Here is a 16,881-nt window from a genome sequence, read left to right as displayed (position 1 = left end):
ATGGCCGATCCGAACATCACACCCCCGCTCGTGGAAGAACCGGCCCCGGGCGCCGAGGCCCCGGCCCCCGTCGCCCCGCCACGCGAACGCGGCTGGCTTTCGCCGATCAACAAGCGCCGCTGGCGCAACTTCAAGCGCAACCGCCGCGCGCTCTGGTCGCTCTGGATCTTCGGCATCCTCTTCGGCCTGTCGCTCCTGGCGGAATTCATCGCCAACGACAAACCGATCCTCGTCCGCTACCAGGGCGCCTTCTACACCCCGATCTTCAGCTTCTACCCCGAAACGGAATTCGGCGGTGATTTCCGGACCGAGGCGCAATATGGCGATGTCGAGGTGCAATGCCTGATCCGCACCGGCGGGCTGGCCGATTTCTGCTTCGACGATCCCGAAGGCACGCTCGAAATGGCCGAAACCGGCGTCATCGACGGCGAGGCGTTCGAGGAAGGCTGGATGCTCTGGCCGCCCATCCCCTACAAATACGACACCATCGTCGACAAGATCGGCCAGACGGCCCCCGCGCCGCCCGACGCCGAGAACTGGCTCGGCACCGACGACACCTCGCGCGACGTGCTCGCGCGGGTCATCTACGGCTTCCGGCTCTCGATCCTCTTCACCCTCATCGTCACCGCGGCGGCCTCGGTGATCGGCATCATCGCGGGCGCGGTGCAGGGCTATTTCGGCGGCTGGCTCGATCTGATCTTCCAGCGCATCCTCGAAATCTGGGGCGCCACGCCCTCGATCTACGTGATCATCATCCTCTTCGCGATCCTCGGGCGAAGTTTCTGGCTCCTCGTCTTCGTCGCCGTCCTGTTCGGCTGGCCCGCCCTTGTCGGCGTGGTGCGCGCCGAATTCCTGCGCGCGCGAAACTTCGAATATGTCCGCGCGGCCAAGGCGCTCGGCGTCTCGAACTGGACGATCATGTTCCGCCACATGCTGCCCAACGCCATGGTCGCCACCGTCACGCTCCTGCCCTTCATCATCACCGGCACCATCGCGACGCTCGCCTCGCTCGATTTCCTCGGCTTCGGCCTGCCCTCCTCGGCGCCGTCGCTCGGCGAACTCACCCTTCAGGCCAAGCAGAACCTGCAGGCCCCCTGGCTCGGCTTCACCGCCTTCTTCACCTTCGCGATCATGCTTTCGCTTCTGGTGTTCATCTTCGAAGGGGTGCGCGATGCCTTCGATCCGAGGAAGACGTTCCAGTGAGCGATGCCGTCCTCTCCGTCCGCGATCTCAGCGTCTCCTTCCGCCAGGACGGGGCCGTAAGCCACGCCGTCCGCGGCGTCTCCTTCGACGTGGGCCGTGCCGAAACCGTGGCGCTGGTGGGCGAAAGCGGGTCGGGCAAATCCGTCACCGCGCTCTCCACCGTCTCCCTTCTGCCCGACAGTGCCGAGATCACGGGCTCCATCACCTATGACGGCGAACAGATGGTGGGCGCCGACGAATCCCGCCTCCGCGCCGTCCGCGGCAACGACATCAGCTTCATCTTTCAGGAGCCGATGACCTCGCTGAACCCGCTCCACACCCTCGAAAAACAGCTCGCCGAAAGCCTCGCCCTCCACCAGGGCCTGCAAGGCGCGGCGGCGCGGGAACGCATTCTCGAACTCCTCCACAAGGTCGGCATCCAGGATCCCGAAACCCGCCTCGGCGCCTATCCGCACCAGCTTTCGGGCGGCCAGCGCCAGCGGGTGATGATCGCCATGGCGCTCGCCAACGGCCCCGATCTCCTGATCGCCGACGAACCCACCACGGCGCTCGACGTCACGATCCAGGCCCAGATCCTCGAACTTCTGGCCGAGCTGAAGGCCGCCGAAGACATGAGCATGCTCTTCATCACCCACGATCTCGGCATCGTCCGCCGGATCGCCGACCGCGTCTGCGTGATGAAGGATGGCGAGATCGTCGAGGCGGGGCCCACGGCCGAAATCTTCGCCAACCCCCAGCACCCCTACACGATCAAGCTTCTGTCGGCCGAGGCCGCGGGCGAACCCGCGCCGGTGCCCGAGGACGCGCAGGTGGTGGCCGAAACCGACCGGCTGCGCATCTGGTTCCCGATCCAGCGCGGGCTTCTGAAACGCACCGTGGGCCACGTGAAGGCGGTGAACGCCGCCAGCTTCAGCGTCCGCGAGGGCGAAACCGTGGGCGTCGTGGGCGAAAGCGGCTCGGGCAAGACGACGCTCGCGCTTGCCGTGATGCGCCTCATCTCGTCCGACGGCCCCGTCGTCTTCATGGGGCGGAACATCCAGGGGCTGAAAACCCGCGCCCTCCGCCCCCTCCGCCGCGACATGCAGATCGTGTTCCAGGATCCCTACGGCTCGCTCTCGCCGAGGATGAGCGTGGAAGAGATTATCGCCGAAGGCCTCACCGTCCACGGCACGGCGCCGGGCAAGGACGCCCGCCAGATGGTCGCGGAAATCATGGTGGAGGTCGGGCTCGACCCGGCCACCATGCACCGCTACCCGCACGAGTTTTCCGGCGGCCAGCGCCAGCGCATCGCCATCGCCCGCGCCATGATCCTGCGCCCCCGCCTCGTGGTGCTCGACGAACCGACTTCGGCCCTCGACATGACGGTGCAGGTCCAGATCGTCGAACTTCTGCGCGAGCTTCAGCGCAACTACCGCCTCGCCTACATCTTCATCAGCCACGACCTGAAGGTCGTTCGCGCGCTCGCCCACAAGGTGATGGTGATGAAACGCGGCGACGTGGTGGAGGCCGGGCCTGCGGCCGAAATCTTCGACGCGCCCAAGGATCCCTACACCCGCGAACTCATGGCTGCCGCCTTCGCGGTGCCGGGAGAGGTGGCCTGAGGGTCAGGGCGCGATAGAAGTGGCGGCGCGCCCTGATCCGCGCCTAGACTGTGGAATGCACGCCGCCTCCTGCCTCTTCTGCGATTTCGCCACGGGCGCGGCCCCGTGCCACGAGGTCTACAGATCGGACGGGGTGCTCGCGTTTCTCGACAACGCGCCCATCCGCCCCGGGCACGTGCAGATCGTTCCCCTCCGGCATGTCGAGACGTTCGACCTGCTTGAGGATACCGAAAGCGCCGAAATCATGGGCCTCGCGAAACGCCTCGCATGTCTCCAGAAGCGGTTATTTCGAACGGATCGGGTCGCGTTTCTCTTCACCGGAGGGGATATCGCGCATGCCCATGCCCATCTCTTCCCGATGCAGCAGAAGGACGACATCACCTCGCGGCGCTACATCCGGAATACGGATCTGACCTTTCGATCCCTGCCAGCCGAAGCCGACGCGGCGCTGGCCGATATGGCGGCGCGCCTGTCCGCCGCACTCTGACGCGCGGGTCAGATCACCCCGGCCCGATCGTCGCGCAATCGACGTTCCGGGCGCTGAGGCGCCGGCACGCGAAATCCGCCTGCTCCTCCGACATGCCGACGAAGTTCGCCTCATAGCCGCCAGACCGCTGCACCACCTTCCGCAGCGCCTCGTCCAGCGTCCCAAGCTCCAGCAATGCGGTTTGCAGCAGGATCCGCTCCGCCTGTTGCCGCGATCCGAACCGGCCCACGGTGATGCCCCAGTGCCGCCCGCCAGAGGTCGTCATCCGGGTCACGATCTGTTCCCCGGCCTCCTCGGTGGGCGTGGGCTCCGCCTCGGTCTCAAGCGCCGCCAGCGCCACCGCGCCCGCCGCCGTCACCGGCCGCGCCTTGGGCGCGATCGCGGGCAGAACCGGGGCCGCCCCTTGGTCGAGGTCCACCAGCGCCTCCGCCAGCGCCTCGGCCACCGACGATTCGATCACCTCGGGCTCGACGGTCTCCGCCGCTGCCACGGCCACCGGCGCCGACACGGCCAGATCGGGCCGCGCCTCGGGCCTCAGGCTCTTCACCACCGCCAGCGTCCGCAGCGTCGTGGCCGGGGTGCCCGGCTCCTCGGCATAAACCGGCGGCGCGGGCTTGCGCACCGCCACCCGGGTCGGCGCCCGCTTGAATCCCATGTCCAGAAGTTCCGCCACCCGCGCATTCCGCGTCGCGGTCGACCGGCCGCCGAACACCGTCGCGATGATCCGCTCCTGCCCCCGCTCCGCCGAGGCGACGAGGTTGAACCCGGCCGCCCGCGTGTATCCCGTCTTGATCCCGTCCGCGCCCTTGTAGGCGGCCAGAAGCTTGCGGTTCGTGTTCGCCACCTCGCGCACGCCGGCATGGGTCGAGCGGCGCGAGAAGATGTTGTAATATTGCGGATAATCATAGAACAGCCGCCGCCCCATGATCGTCATGTCGCGCGCCGTCGACAGGTGCCCCGCCTCGGTCAGCCCGTGGGCGTTCTTGAATGTCGTCCGCGTCATGCCAAGCGCCTTCGCCGTCCGGTTCATCCGCCGCGCGAAGGCGGCCTCCGATCCTTCGACGGCCTCCGCGATCGCGGTCGCCGCATCGTTCGCCGATTTCACCGCCGCGGCGCGAATGAGATAACGAAACGCGATCCGCTGCCCCGCCTTCAGCCCCAGCTTCGAGGGCGGCTCCGACGCCGCCTTGGGCGAAATCTTCAGCTTGGTGTCCAGCGAAATCTCGCCCCGCTCCACCGCCTCGAAGGCGATGTAAAGCGTCATCATCTTGGTCAGCGATGCAGGGTGAAGCCGCGTGTCGGCGTTCCGCGAATGCAGAACCTCGCCCGATCGCGCATCCATCACCATCGCGGCATAGGGTGCGGCAAGCGCCCCGGCAGCTGAAATGACCAGAAATATTCCCGTGAAAAGGGCGCAAACCGCCCGTCGACCCTGCGCGTGTATCACGTCGCCTGCCCCAATATCTGCCTCTGATGGCAGGGCTTTATGCCCTGTCCGAATTGATTTGACTGCACGCTAACATAGCGGCGGGTCCCAAAAAATACCTTAAATTCAGGCATTTTTCGGGCATCAAGGGGTGATAACAGGATCTTGTGGTTTACGTTGCGTGAACCACTAGATGCTGTTTTCCGCGAGATCGCGCAGCAACGGCGGCAACCCGCTCATATCCGGAAGCCGGAAGAATCGCGGATGCGCCTCGGGCGCAGTCTCGTGTTCCAGCGCCCAGGTCAGCGCATGGGGCACGTGCACGCCCGCCGCGCCCACCGCCAGCGCAGGCAGCACGTCGGATTTCAGCGAATTGCCCACCATCACCGCCCGCTCGGGCGCCGTGCCGATCCTTCCGAACACCTCGCGATAGGTGGCCGCGTTCTTCTCCGCCACGATTTCGACGGCGCCGAACATCTCGCCCAGGCCCGATTGCGCCACCTTCCGTTCCTGGTCCAGCAGATCACCCTTGGTGATCAGGGCCAGCCTGTACTGGCCCGCAAGGGCTTCCAGCGTCTCTGCCACATGGGGCAACAGGTCGATCGGATGCTCCAGCATCTCGTGGCCCGCCTCGATCAGCTCGCGGATCACCGGGGCCGGCACGGCATCCTCCGTCACCTCCAGCGCGGTCTCGATCATCGACAGAACGAAGCCCTTGATGCCGTATCCATAGCGCCCGATGTTCCGCCGCTCGGCGTCAAGAAGCCGCGCGCCCAGGTGATCGGCGTCGGCATAATCCTCCAGAAGCGCCGCGAACCGCGCCTGCGTCAGCTGGAAGAACCGCTCGTTGTGCCAGAGCGTGTCATCCGCATCGAACGCCACGACATCCAGCGCACCGGCCTGTCTCATGCCAAACACCCCCTTTTCACGGGCCGATCAGCCACTATATTGCAAGCCCGAGTTCAGCAATCATTGTAGCTTCAGGTTCCGTGCTCCCGACCGATATCATTTCGATGGCCGACAAGGACACCCCCGGCAAGGACGGGAGCAATAGTGGTGTCCTGCTCGAAACCAAGACGAAGACGCAGCGCCCGCCGCTCTACAAGGTGCTGCTGCTGAACGACGATTTCACGCCGATGGAGTTCGTCGTCCACGTCCTCGAACGATTCTTCGGGATGAGCCATGCGCAATCCTTCGAACTCATGCTGACGGTGCACAAGAAGGGCGTCGCGGTCGTCGGCGTCTTCAGCCACGAGGTCGCGGAAACCAAGGTCAGCCAGGTGATGGATTTCGCCCGCCGCCACCAGCACCCCCTGCAATGCACGATGGAGCGGGAGTAGGGCGGCAACGCCCCTCCGCCGATCCATGGCCTCCCGTCTTGAAACCGCACTGGCAGAGGGTCTTTTCGCGCTGCCCGCTGAAGGCGCCACCGTCGCCCTCCAACCCCGCGCCGGCACCGATCTGACGCCGCTGAACGACAGCGCGCTTGAGGTCTTCCAGACGTTCCGCCCCGATTACGAGGCCTTCGAACGGAAGGGCCTCGCCGTTACCACCGATCTGCCGGACAGCGCGGCCCTCACTCTCGTCTTCCTCCCGAAGTCGCGTGCCTATGCCGAGGCTCTGATTGCCCACGCCGCCCGCATCACCACCGGGCCCATCGTCATCGACGGGCAGAAAACCGATGGCGTCGAATCGATCCTGAAGGCGCTTCGCAAGCGGGCCGAGGTGACGGGCGTTCTCTCCAAGGCCCACGGCAAGCTCGCCGTCCTGGCCCCGGGCGCGGCCTTCGATGACTGGGCCGATCCCGGCCCCCAACCCGTCGCCCCCGGCCTTCTCGCGCCGATCGGCACCTTTTCCGCCGATCACCCCGATCCCGGCTCCGAACGCCTCGCCGCGGCACTGCCGGAAAAGCTTGGGGCCCATGTCGCCGATCTGGGCGCGGGCTGGGGCTTTCTCGCGCGGGCCATCCTCACCCGGGCCACGGTCGAAACCTGCACGCTGATCGAGGCCGAGAAACGCGCGCTCGACGCCGCGCGCCGCGCCATCACCGATCCCCGCGCCCGCTTCGAATGGGCCGACGCGCGCTCATGGGGCGCGCCCGCACAGTTCGACACCATCGTCACCAACCCGCCCTTCCACACCGATCGCGCCAGCGACCCGGCCCTCGGCCAGGCCTTCATCGATGCCGCCCAGCGGCTTCTGAAGCCCAAGGGCCAGCTTTTCCTTGTCGCGAACCGCCATCTTCCCTACGAAAGACACCTTGCGGATCGCTTCGGCGAGGCCGCGGAAATCGGCGGAGACCGATCCTACAAGCTGCTGCGCGCCGCGCGGCCGCGCAAAACGGGGACACGTGCATGAGCTTCTCGATCGCTGGCAAGACCGCCGTCGTCACCGGGGCCGCCAACGGCGTGGGCCTCGCCATCGCCCGCCATTTCGCCGATCGCGGGGCGAATGTCGTCTTCGCGGATATGGATGAGAAGAAGCTCCGCTCCGAACTCGACGAAACCAGCGACGACGGCAACATGCGCATCTTCGTCGGCGACCTGCGCGAGAAGCTGACCATCGCCAACCTGCTGTCGGCCACGATCGACGCCTTCGACCGGGTGGATATCCTGGTGAACGCCAGCCGCCAGATGCTGTCGTCCGATCCCCTGAACCCCGATGACGATGCCGTCACCCAGCTTCTGAACCAGAACCTCATCACCTCGCTCCGTCTGTCGCAGCATTTCGCCCGCCGCATGATCAAGCAGGCCGAGGAAGAAGAGGCCGAGGGCCCCGCGGGCTCGATCATCAACCTCTCCTCGATCGCCGCCCAGCGCACCCATCCCGAGCTTCTGGCCTATTCCGTCAGCTCCGCGGCGCTCGATCAGCTCACGCGCTCCCTCGCCGTGGCCCTCGCGCCCCACCGGATCCGCGTGAACGCGGTCGCCTTCGGCAGCGTGATGAGCGCGTCGCTCCAGGGCACGCTCAAGGAACACGCGGAAGTGCGGGAAAAGATCATCGACCACACGCCCCTATCGCGCATCGCCAGCGCCGGCGAACTCGCCGAGGTGGCGCAGTTCCTCGCGTCCGACGGCTCGGGCTTCATGACCGGGCAGATCCTGACGGTCGATGGCGGCCGCACCCTTGTCGACGCGGTGGACGCGGCGGCGCACTAGGCGCCCCGCACCCCGGGCGAGACCACCGGCGCAGCCGCCACGCGATCCACCGCCCGGCCGGCGGTCTGACGATACGGCCACAACCCTGCACGCCGCGTCTCTTCCCCCTCCGCACTTCGAACCCCGGCGTGAACAGCGGCGAAGCCGCCACGCAATCGCCAGACCGTCCGGCGGGCTGGCGATAGTGTGAGGCTGGGCGCTCCGCCTATTCGGCGTGCGGGGTTGCGGAATAAACCCCGCCGCCCGACCGTCGGTTCGCCAGCCCACGGTCTGTCGACCGCGCGGCTCAGCACCCGGCTTCAATGATTGTTGTCTGTGCCCCGAACACCACGCGATCCACTACCCGGCAGGCGAATTCGCACCGCGAAATCTGCCGAGAGGGCCAGACCGCCCCCCGGTCTGACGATACGGCCACAACCCTGCACGCCGCGTCTCTTCCCCCTCCGCACTTCGAACCCCGGCGTGAACAGCGGCGAAGCCGCCACGCGATCCACTGCCCGGCAGGCGAATTCGCACCGCGAAATCTGCCGAGAGGGCCAGACCGTCCGGCGGGCTGGCGATAGTGTGAGGCTGGGCGCTCCGCCTATTCGGCGTGCGGGGTTGCGGAATAAACCCCGCCGCCCGACCGTCGGTTCGCCAGCCCACGGTCTGTCGACCGCGCGGCTCAGCCCCCGGCTTCAATGATCACTCTCTGCGTTCCGGCACACGGCCTGACGCCCGCGCGGCGCACCGCCATGTGCCAACCGCCGTCCCGGCCCTGCGCCGGGACCTCCCGCATCGCTATCCCGCCCGGCACCCCGCCACGACCTGCTCGGCCTGCCGCGCTAGCACCACGCGCCGCGCGCGCAGATCGTCCAGCTTCCGCCGCTCCGCCACCGGATCGATCGCCACCGCCCGCTCCCGCTCCACCAGCCGGTCGCCGGTGCAGAAGCTCACCCCCACCCGGTCCCGGTACCCTGTGCAGAAGCTCAGCCGCGGCGACACCGTCGTCTCGGTCTCGATCGCATAGCCGCGCGCGAGGTTCGCCTCGGTCTCGAGGATCAGCACGTCGATCACCCTCAGATCCCGCGTCGCCTGCGCGACGCAGCGCTGTTCGGTCGTGGCGCAGCCCGCCAGCACGAGGCAGAGCCCCAGAACGATATGAAAGCGAACCCTGGTCATGCCCCGATCCTACCAGACCAACCCGCCCCAGCGAAAGCGTCAGAACGCACGTTGCCGTGACGGGCCGAAACCTGCTAGCCCTTTGCCCGCAAGACAGGGGAACACCATGACCGAACAGTTCGATGACCGCAAAGCCCGCGCCTCCGCCTGGTTCCGCGAACTGCGCGATCAGATCGTGGCGGCCTTCGAGGCGCTGGAAGACACGCAGTCGACCGGCCCCTTCGCGGATCGGCCCGCCGGACGGTTCGAGGTTTCCGAAACCCGGCGCCACTCCGACGACGGCACCGACGCGGGCGGCGGGCTTATGAGCGTGATGCGCGGCGGCCGGGTGTTCGAAAAGGTCGGCGTCAACGTCTCCACCGTCTATGGCCAGCTGGGCGCCCGCGCCCAGGCCGCGATGGCCGCCCGCAAGGGTATCCCCGGCATGGCCGACGACCCGCGCTTCTGGGCCTCGGGGATCAGCCTCGTCGCCCATATGCAGAACCCCCACACGCCCGCCGTCCACATGAACACCCGGATGTTCTGGACACCGCATGCCTGGTGGTTCGGCGGCGGATCGGATCTCAACCCATGCATCGAATATGCCGGGGACACGGCCGATTTCCACGCCGTGCTCGAACGCCACTGCGCGCCTCATTCCGACGCCTATTATCCGAAGTTCAGGGACTGGGCCGACGAATACTTCTTCGTTCCCCACCGGGGCCGGGCGCGCGGCGTCGGCGGCATCTTCTTCGACGATCACACCACCGGCGACTGGGAGGCCGATTTCGCCTTCACCCAGGATGTGGGCCGCGCCTTCCTGCCGGCCTTCGTGCCGCTCGTCGAACGCCGCCGTGACACCGCCTGGTCCGAGGACGACAAGGAAACCCAGCTTATCCATCGCGGGCTCTATGCCGAATACAACCTCGTCTACGACCGGGGCACGAAATTCGGGCTGGAAACCGGCCATGACGCGAACGCGGTCCTGATGAGCCTGCCACCGGTCGCGAAATGGACTTAAGCGGCCCCGCCTTCGACGCCGCGCTGCAGGCCGCGATCGACGGCAAGACGAAACCGCCGGGCTCGCTTGGCCGGATCGAAACCCTCGCGGGGCAGATCGCCCGCCTGCAAGGCACGCTCGCGCCCCGCACCGGAACGCTCGCCCATATCGTCTTCGCCGCCGATCACGGGATCGCGCGCGCCGGCGTCTCCGCCTACCCGCAGGAGGTCACCCGCCAGATGGTCGCGAATTTCGTGGCCGGCGGCGCGGCCTCGAACGTCTTCGCCCGTTCCGTGGGCGCGTCCCTCGCCGTCGTGGATGCGGGCGTGGCGGGCGGCCCGCTCGGCCTTCCGGACCTTCTGGAAGAGCGGATCGGCGAGGGCACGGCCAATGCGCTCGACGGCCCCGCCATGACACCCGCCCAGCGCGATGCGGCCCTTGCCACGGGCCGGACGCTCGGGGCCGGGGCGGGCACCGACGCGCTGTCCCTGGGCGAAATGGGCATTGGCAACACCTCTGCCGCGGCACTCATCGCGGCCAAGCTCACCGGGCGCCCGATGGCCGATCTCGTCGGGCGCGGCACCGGGCTCGACGATGCCGGGCTGAAGGCCAAGACAGACATCCTGACAGAGGCCGCCGCCCGCACCCCCGCCACCCTCGACGCCGCCGAGGCGCTTGCCCAATACGGCGGGTTCGAGATCGCCATGATGGCGGGCGCCATGCTCGGCGCGGCGTCCGAAAACCGCCTCGTTCTCGTCGACGGCTATATCGCCACCGCCGCCGCCGCCCTCGCGATCGGGCTCGATCCGGCGGTGAAGGACGCGCTCGTCTTCTGCCACCTCTCCGCCGAACCCGGCCACCGCCTCCTCTGCGCCCATCTCGGCGCCGATCCGCTCCTCGATCTCGGCCTCCGCCTCGGCGAGGGCACCGGCGCGCTTCTCGCCTGGCCGCTCGTCAAGGCCGCGGGTGCCATGCTCCGCGAAATGGCGAGCTTCGAAAGCGCCGGGGTCAGCCGCGAAGGATGAGGGCGCGGCTGACCGAGGAATGGGCCATCTTCCTCCTGGCCGTCCAGTTCCTGACCCGCATCCCGGTGTCGCCCGACTGGTCGGAGGCGCGCATGTCCGCCACCCCCCGCTGGTATCCCGCCGTCGGCCTCCTGATCGGCGGCATCGCGGGCTTCGTCTTCTGGGGCGCGGCGCAGGTCGTCCCGCCGCTCCTCGCCGCGCTTCTTGCCACCGCCGCGGGCGTGATCCTGACGGGCGCCTTCCACGAAGACGGTTTCGCCGATTGCTGCGACGGGCTGGGCGGCGCGGTCTCGCGCGAGCGCACGCTCGAAATCATGCGCGACAGCCGCCTCGGCACCTATGGCGCGCTGGGCCTCGGGCTTCTCGTCGCGGCGAAGATCGCGGCCCTGGCCAGCCTGCCCGCCGCGCTCGTCCCCTGGCTTCTGGTCGCGGGCCATGCGGCAAGCCGCGCCTCCAGCGTCCTCGTCATCGCGACCAGCACATATGTCCGCGATCACGGCACCGGCAAACCCATCGCCACGGGCACCGATGGGCTCTGGCTTGCCTGGATCACGGGGGGTCTCGCCTGCCTGCCGCTTGCGCTGGCGGGCGACGCGCGGCTTCTTCTGGCGGGGGCGCTGGGGCTGATCCTCGGCCACATCGCCATGCGCCGCGTGTTCGAGAAACGGCTCGGCGGCTATACCGGCGATTGCCTCGGCGCGGTCCAGCAGACAAGCGAGGCGGGGGTCTACCTGGCGGTTCTGGCCGTTCTCTAGGCCGCGCGCACTTCCGCAATCGTCACGCTTTTCGGCCAAGGGCCGGTTAACAGCGGCGCCAGCCGCCCGGCCAGCGCAGGCCCGTCCCCACGGGTCTGCGCTTTTGCTGACGATACCGCGCAGCGATGCGGCAGACGCGCTTGCCCCATAAAGCGCTCAGGCGAAACCGCGCGGCGCAGCCCCACGGGCCTGCACTGGCCTCCTGTTGAGGCGCAGGCCCGCCTTACCCGCCCCGCACCGTATCGATCATCAGCTGCACATTCGCCGGGTCCGCATCCGGCGTGATCCCGTGGCCCAGGTTGAAGATATGCGGGCCACCGGAAAACGCCTCCACGATCCGCCGCGTCTCGCGCACCAGGTCCTCGCCGCCCGTCACCATATGCGACGACGCGAGGTTCCCCTGCACACAGCCATCGGCCTGCACATGTTCCGCCGCCCATTCGGGCGAAACGGAATTGTCCAGCGCCACGCAATCCGCCCCCGTCGCCTTCGCGAAGCCGATGTATTTCTCGCCCGCCTCGCGCGGGAACGCGATCACCGGCACGCCGGGATGCTTCGCCTTCAGCGCCGCGATGATCGTCTTCGCCGGCGCCACGCAGAAATCCTCGAAATCCTGGCCCTTCAGCGATCCCGCCCAGCTGTCGAACAGCTTCACCGTCTCCGCCCCGGCCTCGATCTGGGCGGAGAGATAAGTGATCGTCGCCTCCGTCAGCCGCCCGATCAGCGCCTCGAACAGCGCCCGGTCCTCCGCCTTCAAGGCATGCGCCGGGCCCTGATCCGGCGTGCCCCGGCCCGCGATCATATAGGTTGCCACCGTCCAGGGCGCCCCGGCGAAACCGATAAGCGCCACCTCCTTCGGCAACTCCCGCGACAGGATCCGCACGGTCTCGTAGACCGGCGCCAGATGGTCGTGAATGTCCTCCGCACCCTTCAGCTTGCCGAAATCCGCCTCGCTCGTGATCGTCGACAGGCGCGGCCCTTCGCCGGTCACGAACCACAGATCCGCGCCCAAAGCGTCCGGCACCAGAAGGATATCGGCAAACAGGATCGCGGCATCGAACCCATAGCGCCGGATCGGCTGCAACGTCACCTCCGCGGCCAGCTCGGGGTTGTAGCAGAGCGACAGGAAATCCCCCGCCTTCTCGCGCGTCGCCCGGTATTCCGGCAGGTAGCGCCCCGCCTGCCGCATCATCCAGATCGGCGGCACCGCCTGCGTCTCCCCGGCCAGCGCGCGCATCAGCGCCTTCGTCTCTGCCATCACGTTCGTCCTCTCCAGCGTCTTCCCGGTGGTCTTGGACCCGTGTCAAAATGTCAAGACGCATCCAGTTGTCAGGCAGAATTGACGCGGGTAATCATGCGCTTATGACAATCGAGATGCCCACTCCCGCCAAGCCGTTCCGCATCGGCACCCGCGGCTCGCCGCTGGCGCTGGCGCAGGCCAACGAAACCCGCGAACGGCTCGCCCATGCCCACGATCTGCCGTTCGAGGCGTTTCAGATCGTCGTCATCAAGACGACCGGGGACAAGATCATCGACCGGCCGCTGAAAGAGATCGGCGGCAAGGGCCTTTTCACCAAGGAAATCGAAGAGGCGATGCTGGCGGGCGAGATCGACATCGCGGTGCATTCCACCAAGGACATGCCGGTCGACCAGCCCGAGGGCCTCTGCCTCACCTGCTATCTCCCGCGCGAGGATGTGCGCGACGCCTTCCTCTCCCGCGCCACCCGGCATCTTGCCGATCTGCCCGCGGGCACGCGTGTCGGAACCTCCAGCCTCCGCCGAAAGGCCCAGCTTCTGAACCGGCGGCCCGATCTCGAGGTGGTTGAATTCCGCGGCAACGTCCAGACCCGGCTGAAGAAGCTCGACGATGGCGTCGCCGCCTGCACCTTCCTCGCCATGGCGGGGCTGAACCGGCTCGGGATGGCCGATATCGCCTCTTCCGCCATCGAACCGGACGAGATGCTGCCGGCCGTCGCCCAGGGCACCATCGGCATCGAACGGCGCGAGGATGATGCCCGCGCCGCCGCGATGCTCGAGGCGATCCACCACGGCCCCACGGGCCAGCGCCTTGCCGCCGAACGCGCCTTTCTCGCCGCCCTCGGCGGCTCCTGCGAAACCCCCATCGCGGGGCTTGCGGAAATCGACGGCGGCACGCTCCGGCTCCGGGGCGAGATCCTGCGCACCGACGGGTCCGAGTCGATCGCCGACGAACTCACCGTCCCGGTGGAGGATGGCGCGGCGGCGGGCCGCGATCTCGCCCAGACCCTGCTCGGCCGGGCCGGCGACGGCTTTTTCGACTGGCGCTGAGCCCTGGGGCAATCCGCCTGCGAAGGGCGGTGTTTCGGACCGGCCCGCATACTGATAAGCTCAAGGGCAGTGACCTGACGTGACGCTGTCCTGGGGAGTGCGCGATGAACCTGACAACGCCCGATTTCAAGAATTGCTCGTCCTGCCCGATTCGGCACAGGGCGGTCTGTGCGCGGTGCGAACCCGACGAACTCCTCGAACTCGAGCACATGAAGTACTACCGAAGCTTCAACGCCGGCCAGACGATGATCTGGGCGGGCGACCGGATGGAATTCGTGGCCTCGGTGGTCGAGGGCGTCGCAACCCTGTCGCAAACCATGGAAGACGGGCGCACCCAGATGGTGGGCCTTCTCCTGCCATCCGATTTCATCGGCCGCCCGGGGCGCGACACCGCACCCTACAACGTCACGGCGGTCAGCAACGTCACCGTCTGCTGCTTCCGCAAGCGGCCGTTCGAACAGCTTCTTCTCTCGACACCCAACGTCGCCCAGCGGCTTCTGGAAATGTCGCTTGATGAACTCGACGCGGCGCGCGACTGGATGCTGCTTCTCGGCCGCAAGACCGCGCGCGAGAAAATCGCGACGCTTCTGACGATCATCGTCCGCCGCGACAGCGAGATCCAGCAGGTGCTCGAAAAGGGCCGCGCCACGCTCACCCTGCCGCTCACGCGCGAGGCGATGGCCGATTATCTCGGCCTCACCCTCGAAACCGTCAGCCGCCAGATTTCGGCGCTGAAGCGCGAAGGGGTGATCGAGCTCGAAGGCACCCGCCAGCTCACCGTGCCGGATATCCGCCGGCTGGTGGCCGAAGCGGGCGACGAGGCCGAACGCCTGCTCTAGGGCGTGTCCGACAGAACCGGGCTTCCTCGGGGCGCAGGGGTGCGCCGCCGGAGAAACCCCTTTCTCGCCTGGCGGAACACCGCGCATTCGGACATGGCGAAAGTTGCATCGTAGATTATAATACAGCCTTGGGAGGAGTGCGGCCCGATCATCAAACCGCGCCCGGCTGGTCGGGCCGGACTGCCGGGGTCACACGGGAACACAGATCGATGCTGAGGCGCCAGAGCCCAGACCGGACGCCCATGAGCTTCCTCGCCGGCGGCAGCGAGATGGCCCGGCGCATCCGCGAATTCGACTGGTCCGCGCACCCCTTCGGCCCGATCGAAACCTGGCCCCAGTCGCTCAGATCGGCCCTCGGCATCTGCCTGAACTCCGCCTTTCCGACGGCGATCTACTGGGGGCCTGACCTCCGCCTGCTCTACAACGATTCCTGGTCTACGATCCCGGGCCCCCGGCATCCGGCCTGCCTCGGCGAGCCCGCGAACGAGGTCTGGTCCGATATCTGGCACGTGATCGAGCCGCAGTTCACGCAGGTAATCGAAAGCGGCGAAGGTCTTGCGCTGGATGACCAGTTCCTGCCGATGCGCCGTTTCGGCTATGAAGAGGAAACCTACTGGTCCTACAACTTCACCCCGATCCGCGGCGAGGATGGCGCGATCGAGGGCATCTTCAACTCCGGCCAGGAAACCACCGCGAAGGTGCTGAAACAGCGGCAGACGGGCTTTCTCCTCCGCCTCGCCGATACCCTGCGCGCCAGCGCCGATTCGCGAAGCGCGCTTGAGGCGGGATGCCGCCTGCTTGGCGAACACCTCGGCGCGATCCGCGTCGGCGTACGCGAAAAAGACAAAGACGACGGCCAGCTTCATATCCACACCGAATGGACGGCGGAGGGAACGGAAAAGATCGGATCGACCTTCCCGTGGTCGCAGCTCGGCTCCATCGCCGAAGCCCTGCGAAACCGGCAGGTGGTGCGGATCGACCGTACCGAAAGCCTCGACAAGGACGAAGCCCGCACGCTTGCGGCCCTCGGCGCGGCCGCCGTCCTCGCCCTTCCGCTCCACCGGTCGGGAGAGCTCAGCACCATCCTCTTCGTCCACCGCCCGAAGGATCAGCCCTGGCTGGATGAAGAGGTGGCCACCGCCGAACAGGTCTTCGAACGGATCATCCGCGCGATCGAACGGCAGCGCGCGCAGGAGCGTGAAAAGGCCCTGACCGACGAAATCGATCACCGCGCCCGCAACATGCTCGGCGTCTCGCAGGCGCTGATCCGCATGACCGAGGCCGAGGATGTCGAGGCGTTCCGCGAGTCGCTGATGCGCCGCACCCGCGCGCTCGGCAACAGCCTCCAGGTGCTGTCCTCGCAGAAATGGGCCGGCGCCGGTTTCGACGATCTTCTGAGGCAGGAACTCGCCCCCTTCGCCCCCGACGATCCCGGGCGCATCACGCTTGAGGGGCCGAAGGTTCTCGTCCCGCCGCTCAAGGCACAGCCGGTGTCGATGGCCCTGCACGAACTGGTGACGAACGCGGTCAAATACGGCGGGCTCTCCGGTGCCGACGGCACGCTCGAGATCTCCTGGGTGATCGGCCCCGACAGTGTTCTCGCCGTCGACTGGCGCGAACGGAACGTGACGCCGGGCGACGACGCCAAGACGGGCGGCTCGGGCTTCGGGGAAAAGCTGCTCAAGATGATGATCGAAAGCCAGCTTGGCGGCAGCCTCTCGCGCGAGATCGGCGGCGGCACCTTCCGCTGCCGGCTGGAAATCCCGCTGCCGCCGGACGACTGAAAACGGGTAACCGCGGCCAAGGGCCAATCAAGCGACAAGCCGGGCCAGCGTCCGACCGCCGGGGGGACGCACAGCCCCCACTAAAGCATCCGACTGAAAACCTGAATCGCGGGGATTCCTGTTGGAGCTGATTTGTGATTCATCCTGTCTGGGAGG

16 protein-coding genes are annotated in these 16,881 nt (G+C 67.5%); 12 read left to right on the top strand and 4 right to left on the bottom strand.

The features are described 5' to 3' along the window. Genes RXV90_RS13530 through RXV90_RS13520 form a run of 3 tightly spaced genes read left to right on the top strand, consistent with a single transcriptional unit; the run spans position 1 to position 3,291 of the window. Positions 1-1,203 (top strand): ABC transporter permease, encoded by a 1,203-nt coding sequence (locus tag RXV90_RS13530; RefSeq protein ID WP_316649304.1) that lies wholly within the window; start codon positions 1-3, stop codon positions 1,201-1,203. Continuing rightward, positions 1,200-2,804 (top strand): ABC transporter ATP-binding protein, encoded by a 1,605-nt coding sequence (locus RXV90_RS13525; RefSeq protein WP_316649303.1) that lies wholly within the window; start codon positions 1,200-1,202, stop codon positions 2,802-2,804. Before RXV90_RS13530 ends, RXV90_RS13525 begins: the two co-directional genes overlap by 4 nt. Before the next feature lie 55 nt (positions 2,805-2,859). Continuing rightward, positions 2,860-3,291, top strand: a complete 432-nt coding sequence (locus tag RXV90_RS13520; protein ID WP_316649302.1) for an HIT family protein — start codon at positions 2,860-2,862, stop codon at positions 3,289-3,291. Positions 3,292-3,304: 13 nt separating this feature from the next. Here the strand turns inward: RXV90_RS13520 and RXV90_RS13515 are convergent, their stop codons facing one another. Further along, entirely contained in the window at positions 3,305-4,639 is a 1,335-nt protein-coding gene (locus RXV90_RS13515) for a D-alanyl-D-alanine carboxypeptidase family protein (protein WP_316649458.1), read from the bottom strand. Positions 4,640-4,906: 267 nt separating this feature from the next. After that, entirely contained in the window at positions 4,907-5,626 is a 720-nt protein-coding gene (locus RXV90_RS13510; protein ID WP_316649301.1) for an HAD family hydrolase, read from the bottom strand. 104 nt (positions 5,627-5,730) lie between these two features. Here RXV90_RS13510 and clpS point away from each other — a divergent pair, with 104 nt between their 5' ends. From clpS to RXV90_RS13495, 3 genes are read left to right on the top strand one after another with little or no spacing between them, the layout of a single operon-like run. Continuing rightward, positions 5,731-6,057: an ATP-dependent Clp protease adapter ClpS gene (gene clpS, locus RXV90_RS13505; RefSeq protein WP_316649300.1), complete on the top strand. Its 327-nt coding sequence runs from the start codon at positions 5,731-5,733 to the stop codon at positions 6,055-6,057. Between the two features lie 25 nt (positions 6,058-6,082). Next, entirely contained in the window at positions 6,083-7,075 is a 993-nt protein-coding gene (locus tag RXV90_RS13500; protein WP_316649299.1) for a methyltransferase, read from the top strand. Further along, complete coding sequence (locus tag RXV90_RS13495) at positions 7,072-7,875, top strand: SDR family NAD(P)-dependent oxidoreductase (protein WP_316649298.1); 804 nt, start codon at positions 7,072-7,074, stop codon at positions 7,873-7,875. The genes RXV90_RS13500 and RXV90_RS13495 overlap by 4 nt, the downstream gene beginning before the upstream one ends. A gap of 780 nt (positions 7,876-8,655) precedes the next feature. On the opposite strand, the gene RXV90_RS13490 is transcribed toward RXV90_RS13495, so the two are convergent. Next, positions 8,656-9,036, bottom strand: a complete 381-nt coding sequence (locus tag RXV90_RS13490) for a hypothetical protein (protein WP_316649297.1) — start codon at positions 9,034-9,036, stop codon at positions 8,656-8,658. A 106-nt stretch (positions 9,037-9,142) separates the two neighbouring features. Here RXV90_RS13490 and hemF point away from each other — a divergent pair, with 106 nt between their 5' ends. The 3 genes from hemF to cobS are packed head-to-tail and all read left to right on the top strand — an operon-like array spanning position 9,143 to position 11,795. Continuing rightward, the gene (gene hemF, locus RXV90_RS13485; protein ID WP_316649296.1) at positions 9,143-10,036 is read left to right on the top strand and encodes an oxygen-dependent coproporphyrinogen oxidase; all 894 of its coding nucleotides are present in this window, start codon (positions 9,143-9,145) and stop codon (positions 10,034-10,036) included. Next, a complete protein-coding gene (cobT, locus tag RXV90_RS13480; RefSeq protein WP_316649295.1) occupies positions 10,027-11,040 on the top strand; it encodes a nicotinate-nucleotide--dimethylbenzimidazole phosphoribosyltransferase in 1,014 nt (337 codons plus the stop codon). The genes hemF and cobT overlap by 10 nt, the downstream gene beginning before the upstream one ends. Then, positions 11,037-11,795, top strand: a complete 759-nt coding sequence (cobS, locus tag RXV90_RS13475) for an adenosylcobinamide-GDP ribazoletransferase (protein WP_316649294.1) — start codon at positions 11,037-11,039, stop codon at positions 11,793-11,795. The genes cobT and cobS overlap by 4 nt, the downstream gene beginning before the upstream one ends. Positions 11,796-12,018: 223 nt before the next feature. Here the strand turns inward: cobS and hemE are convergent, their stop codons facing one another. Next, positions 12,019-13,053, bottom strand: coding sequence for a uroporphyrinogen decarboxylase (hemE, locus tag RXV90_RS13470; RefSeq protein WP_316649293.1), 1,035 nt, complete (start codon positions 13,051-13,053; stop codon positions 12,019-12,021). Between the two features lie 104 nt (positions 13,054-13,157). Between hemE and hemC the strand changes: the two genes are divergently transcribed. The 3 genes from hemC (at position 13,158) to RXV90_RS13455 (ending at position 16,725) form a co-directional block, all read left to right on the top strand. Beyond that, on the top strand, positions 13,158-14,102 hold the full coding sequence (hemC, locus tag RXV90_RS13465; protein ID WP_316649292.1) for a hydroxymethylbilane synthase: 945 nt from the start codon (positions 13,158-13,160) through the stop codon (positions 14,100-14,102). 104 nt (positions 14,103-14,206) lie between these two features. Then, entirely contained in the window at positions 14,207-14,941 is a 735-nt protein-coding gene (fnrL, locus tag RXV90_RS13460) for a transcriptional regulator FnrL (protein ID WP_316649291.1), read from the top strand. Between the two features lie 242 nt (positions 14,942-15,183). Next, a complete protein-coding gene (locus tag RXV90_RS13455) occupies positions 15,184-16,725 on the top strand; it encodes a sensor histidine kinase (RefSeq protein WP_316649290.1) in 1,542 nt (513 codons plus the stop codon). Positions 16,726-16,881 lie beyond the last annotated feature (156 nt).

The sequence above is a fragment of the Ovoidimarina sediminis genome (genome assembly GCF_032586175.1).
Lineage (GTDB): Bacteria > Pseudomonadota > Alphaproteobacteria > Rhodobacterales > Rhodobacteraceae > Ovoidimarina > Ovoidimarina sediminis.
This window is presented reverse-complemented; position numbering and strand designations above follow the sequence as displayed.